General features: G+C 45.5%; 6 protein-coding genes. All 6 read left to right on the top strand.

The genetic code is table 11. The features are described 5' to 3' along the window. Positions 1-1076 (top strand): UDP-N-acetylmuramoyl-L-alanine--D-glutamate ligase (gene murD / locus QZZ43_RS13510; RefSeq protein WP_291860337.1); only part of this gene is annotated, 1076 nt, incomplete at its 5' end. Continuing rightward, the gene (locus QZZ43_RS13515) at positions 1073-2272 is read left to right on the top strand and encodes an FtsW/RodA/SpoVE family cell cycle protein (protein WP_291860340.1); all 1200 of its coding nucleotides are present in this window, start codon (positions 1073-1075) and stop codon (positions 2270-2272) included. The genes murD and QZZ43_RS13515, both read left to right, overlap by 4 nt. 52 nt (positions 2273-2324) lie before the next feature. Further along, a complete protein-coding gene (gene murG / locus QZZ43_RS13520; protein WP_291860343.1) occupies positions 2325-3440 on the top strand; it encodes an undecaprenyldiphospho-muramoylpentapeptide beta-N-acetylglucosaminyltransferase in 1116 nt (371 codons plus the stop codon). A gap of 15 nt (positions 3441-3455) precedes the next feature. Beyond that, positions 3456-4847 carry a UDP-N-acetylmuramate--L-alanine ligase gene (gene murC / locus QZZ43_RS13525; protein ID WP_291860345.1) on the top strand — a complete coding sequence of 464 codons (1392 nt, stop codon included), beginning with the start codon at positions 3456-3458 and terminating at the stop codon, positions 4845-4847. Next, complete coding sequence (locus tag QZZ43_RS13530; protein WP_291860347.1) at positions 4844-5575, top strand: cell division protein FtsQ; 732 nt, start codon at positions 4844-4846, stop codon at positions 5573-5575. Before murC ends, QZZ43_RS13530 begins: the two co-directional genes overlap by 4 nt. Continuing rightward, on the top strand, positions 5572-5793 hold the full coding sequence (locus QZZ43_RS13535) for a hypothetical protein (RefSeq protein ID WP_291860349.1): 222 nt from the start codon (positions 5572-5574) through the stop codon (positions 5791-5793). Before QZZ43_RS13530 ends, QZZ43_RS13535 begins: the two co-directional genes overlap by 4 nt. Positions 5794-5811 lie beyond the last annotated feature (18 nt).

The following is a 5811-nucleotide window of genomic DNA, read 5'->3' on the forward strand; positions in this document are numbered from 1 at the left end:
TTTCGGAGATTGAATTTGCCGGGCGTTATTCCAAAGCGAAAATGGTAGGAATTACTGGCAGCAATGGAAAAACTACCACCGCCATGTGGACCTATCACCTGATGAAAAAGAGCGGGCTCAACGTGGTCCTGGCAGGAAATGTGGGCAATAGCATGGCCCGGGAGCTATTGAAAAATGATCCTGATATTTTTGTCCTGGAGTTGAGCAGTTTTCAACTCGACGGAATGGAGGATTTTAAATGTGATACATCTATCATTACCAATATTACACCGGATCATCTTGACCGGTACGACTATAAATTTGAAAACTATGTGAACGCAAAATTCCGGATACTGAATAATCATACTAAAGATGAGGTTTTTATCTTCAATGCACACGACAGGGAGATAATGGAGCGACTGAAAAATATGAAATATCCTGGGCATCGATGTCCGTTTGCTTTTGATGATGTGTATGGCGAAGGTGCATGTGTCGACGGCGATAGTCTGGTATTTAACACACCCCGGTATCATTTCAGTGTCCACATTGAAGACGTGGCTTTGCCCGGCAAGCACAATCTTAGCAATGCCATGGCGGCTTCGATGGCTGCATTGAGCATGGGGGCTTCTCGGGAGGCGGTTGTTGAAGGGTTGAAAGATTTTTCGTCCGTGGCACACCGGCTTGAAGGAGTTGCCGAATTTAACGGGGTGCTTTTCATCAACGACAGTAAAGCTACCAATATTGATAGTACCTGGTATGCGCTGGAAAGTATGGAAAGACCGGTGATTTGGATTGCCGGAGGTACCGATAAAGGCAATGATTATTCTGAATTGGAAGAACTGGTCATCCAGAAGGTCAAAAAACTGATTTGTCTGGGAGCTGATAACAGTAAATTGCTAGGTTTTTTCGGAGATAAACTTCCGTCTGTTGTAGAGGCCGGGTCAATGCAACAGGCAGTTGACCGGGCTGTGGATGGTGCCCGTCCCGGAGATGTAGTATTGTTATCGCCTGCTTGTGCCAGCTTCGATTTGTTTGATAATTATGTTCACAGAGGTGAGTTGTTTAAAGAAGAGGTTAAAAAACACCAAGGCAGATGAGTAATTTCGTCCGGAAATATATAAAAGGTGACCAATCGATATGGGTGATTGTGGTTTTTCTGGCACTGGTATCGTTGCTCACAGTATATAGCGCGACCGGAAGTCTGGCCTATAAAACCCAGGGCGGCAATACGACTTATTTCATGTTTAAACAACTAACTTTTTTGCTCATGGGCATTGGAGTTATTGTGGTCGTACACCATATTCCCTATAAATATTTCGTGATCTTTAGTGTGCCGGCCCTGTATATTTCCATTTTTTTGTTGGGATTAACATTGGTTTCGGGGCAGAATCTGAATGAGGCAAGTCGATGGTTTACCGTTCCTGGTATTGGCATCTCCTTTCAGCCGTCCGAAATGGCCAAGCTGGCACTCATTGTCTATGTGGCTCGTGTCCTGGCGCAGCATCAGCGCGAAGAAGGGCCCACCGAAGGGGCGTTTTGGCCCATTATGATACATACAGGAATTGTGTGTTTACTGATTTTTCCGGAAAACCTTTCTACTGCGGTTTTATTAGCAGGAGTGATCATGCTGATGATGTTTCTGGGAAGGGTACCGTTCAAATATCTGTTTTTTACCGGGTTCATCGGGGTGGCGGTTGTTTCCCTTGTGTTGATACTTGCCATGAATGATATTGTGTTGATGGATCGGGCTGAAACCTGGGCGGCTCGTGTGGAGCGTTTTATTGATGATGACCAGGAGGTGAATGAATATGGAAGCGATTATCAGCTCACTCAGTCTAAAATAGCAATTGCTACCGGGGGTATCCTTGGCAAAGGACCCGGAAACAGTGATCAGCGAAATTTTTTACCCCATCCTTACAGTGATTTTATTTATGCCATTATCGCTGAGGAGTTTGGCTTTCTGGGAGCCTTAATGGTCGTCGTTGCCTATTTCTTTTTGTTGGGACGTATCGGGGTTATAGTGAGTTCCAGCAATCGTACTTTCCCGGCTTTTATGGTGCTTGGACTCGGTTTGATGTTGGTGATTCAGGCTTTTGTGAATATGGGGGTGGCTGTTGGTATATTCCCGGTCACCGGGCAGCCCTTGCCTTTGGTGAGTATGGGTGGAACATCTATACTTTTCACCTGTTTTGCTTTGGGGGCCATCCAGACGGTCAGCAGGCACAATCAGAAAGTGAAAGATCGGGAAAAGGCGGCAGAAGCCCGATTGGCCGCCACAGAACAGAGCAATTAATATATGAGTTTGACTTTAAAAGTTCTTTTTAGACCGGGCTCATGAATAAAAAATGGTTAAAGTGGACAAGAAGTTCAAAATAATAATAAGTGGTGGAGGTACCGGCGGGCATATTTTTCCTGCTATCGCCATTGCAGATGCTGTGAAAAAAAGGAATCCGGAGGCCGAAATTTTATTTGTGGGTGCCAAAGGGAAGATGGAAATGGATAAAGTGCCTGCTGCCGGTTACAAAATTGTGGGGTTGCCCGTTGCAGGTTTTCAGAGACGGCTCACCTTCAAAAATGTGATCTTTTTCTTTAAACTGGCAGCCAGTTTGTGGAAGGCCAGGAACATTGTCCGTTCTTTTCGTCCCGATATGGCTGTTGGGGTTGGCGGATATGCCAGTGGACCGGTGCTGAAGGCTGCTTCTGCAGCGGGGATTCCAACATTGTTGCAGGAACAGAACAGTTATCCCGGGGTAACCAATAAAATTCTGGCTAAAAAGGCAAAGCGTATTTGTGTGGCTTATCCTAATATGGAGCGTTTCTTTCCTCCGTCCAGGATTGTTTTAACCGGAAACCCTGTACGGCAGAACCTTCTCCGGAATGTGGATAGAGTTCAGGCATACCAAAAGCTGGGACTGAATAGTGATAAGCGTACCGTGTTGGTCCTTGGTGGTTCCCTGGGGGCTGGTAGTATCAATAACGGAGTTATTGAAGCGATTGACAGGATGGGGAAGCAGGACAATGTGCAGCTATTGTGGCAATGTGGCCCTTATTATTATGAAAAACTTCGGGAATTGGTGGAGGTAAAGCGCTTTGACAATGTGAAACTTGTTCCATTTATTGCGGAGATGGATTTGGCTTATGCAGTGGCTGATGTGGTTGTTTCAAGGGCTGGTGCTGGCACCATCAGTGAACTGGCATTGCTTGGCAAAGCAGCAATCCTTGTTCCCTCCCCAAATGTGTCGGAGGATCATCAAACCAAAAACGCCATGTCGTTGGTTAAGGAAGGTGCCGCTCTGATGGTTTCGGACATGGAGACTACAGAAAAGTTAATTCCCGAAGCGCTGGATTTACTTAAAAATGAAGAAAGACGGAAAAGCCTTGAAGGACAAATAAAATTGTTTGCTCATGTTAACTCGGCTGAGCAGATTGCTGAAGAAGTGGAGAGAATTGTAAGCATTTGATAACCTATTGTTTAAATGGTACACCTGAAGAAATATAAAAAGGTCTTTTTTATTGGAATTGGCGGCATCGGGATGAGCGCTCTGGCCAGGTTTTTCCATACTTCAGGTTATTTAGTTGCCGGGTACGATCGCATTGCCGGTTCGGTTACCAATGCCTTGATGGATGAAGGAGTTGAGATTTTTTTCGATGCGTCTGAACACATTGTTCCCACCGTTTTTCGTTCACCCGGAGATACTTTGGTGGTATATACGCCTGCTGTACCTGAGACTCAACGCCAGTTGGTATGGTTCAGAGAGCAGGGGTTCGATGTTTTTAAACGTTCCAGAGTGCTGGGGATGGTTACCGAAAGTCTGAAAGCTGTCTGCGTGGGGGGAACGCATGGAAAAACAACGGTTTCCACCATTACGGCTTTTCTTTTTCATAACAGCAAACTCAAAGTGAATGCTTTTCTGGGGGGGATTTCCAAGAATTTCGGAACCAACTTCATTGGAAATAAAGACTCGGATTTTGTTGTTCTCGAAGCCGATGAGTTCGATCGTTCTTTCTGGCAACTGACTCCTTATGCTGCCCTCATAACCTCTATGGATGCTGATCATCTGGATATTTACGGAACCCTGGAGGAGGTAAAAGCCGGATTCGATGGCTTTGCGCAAAGAATTAGAGGCAACGGGTGGCTGGTTCTAAAAGCCGGCCTGCCGGTCCCGGAAGGTCTTGCCGAAAAAGTGACGGTGGTCTCCTATTCGATTACACGGAAAGCCGATTATCAGGCAACAAATATAAGAGAAGAAGAGGGTAAATTTTTCTTCGAAGTGGAAACACCAACCGGAGTTCTGGCCGATTTCTGTTTGGGGATTCCGGGCCTTATCAACGTGGAGAATGCATTGGGGGCTATTACGCTAAGCTTGTTGTGTGGAGTTAAACCGGAGGAGATACGTGATTCTTTACCCCGTTTTGATGGAATTGCTCGGCGTTTTGATGTGGTTGTCCGCAACCCGGGGAAGTTTGTTTATATCGACGATTATGCGCATCATCCCGAAGAAATTCGGGCGACACTGAAAAGTGTGCGATCCGCTTATCCGGGGTGCCGGGTGACGGGGGTTTTTCAACCACACTTATATTCACGAACCAGAGACTTTGCCGATGGTTTTGCTGCAAGTCTGGAAGAAGGACTGGACAACATCATTTTGTTGCCCATATATCCTGCCAGGGAAGAGCCTATTTCAGGCATTTCGAGTGAAACAATTTTAGAAAGGATGACCGGCAAACAAGGGGTTTTGTCGGAAAAAGAAGATTTACTTGCGAATATTGAACAGCTTAATCCGGAAGTGTTGATTACTATGGGCGCTGGCGATATTGACCGACTGGTGCCGGTTATCAGGAAATGGGCTGAAGAAAAAATGCTATGAAGCGAATTAGGAAAATACTACTTTGGGCCTTGTTGTTGCTCTACTTTCCGATAATGCTGAGCTTTGTCGGAGAGCACATAGCAGGCGTGGTATGTCGCGATGTGGTGGTTTCCGTGCAGGACAGTTCTGTAACCCGGTTTGTTACGGGCAAGGAAATCCGGGAGGCGGTTCTCTCCAAATTTGAGAATACGCTTGGGAAGGAATTGAATTCGGTTTCAATGTACGAGATAGAAAAATTTGTGGAAAAACATCCGGCAATTAAGAACTGTGAGGTTTACCATACCATCGGAGGCCACCTGAAAGTGGATTTAAGACAGCACCTGCCATTGGTTCGGGTTTATGAAAATACACGTTCTTATTATATTGATGAGGATGGACAGGAAATGCCTCAATTTGATACCTTTACTGCCCGTGTGTTGGTGGTGAGTGGTAATATTGATGGCAACATGGACGATTTGCTTTATCTGGCACGTACTTTCAGGAATGACCCTTTTTGGAATGCCCAGATTGAGCAGTTGTACGTAAAGAGAAATGGTGATTTTATAATTGTTCCACGAGTGGGAGACCATTTGATTTTGTTGGGTCCCCCGGAGCGTGTGGATGAGAAACTCAGAAACCTGAAAGCGCTTTATAAACATGGCTTATCGCCTCGTGAATGGAACAATTATCAGGTAATAAATTTAAAATTCAAAGGACAGGTTCTTTGCTCTAAAAAAAGAAATATATGAGTCAGGATATGAATTTAATAGCAGCTGTTGACATCGGTTCTGCCAAAGTGGCTGCCGCTGTCGGACGAAAACATCCCGATGGACAAGTTGAAGTTCTTGGGTTGGAGAGTGTCAAATGCGACGGCATGAAACGCGGCGTGGTGTTTAATGTGGAGGAGATTGTGAATGCTGTCAGCAGGGTGGTTTCCAGCCTGGAACAACGCTTGAACAAAAACTGATTGATGTGTTTGTGAGTG

Source organism: Marinilabilia sp. (assembly GCF_016278715.1).
Taxonomy (GTDB): domain Bacteria; phylum Bacteroidota; class Bacteroidia; order Bacteroidales; family Marinilabiliaceae; genus Marinilabilia.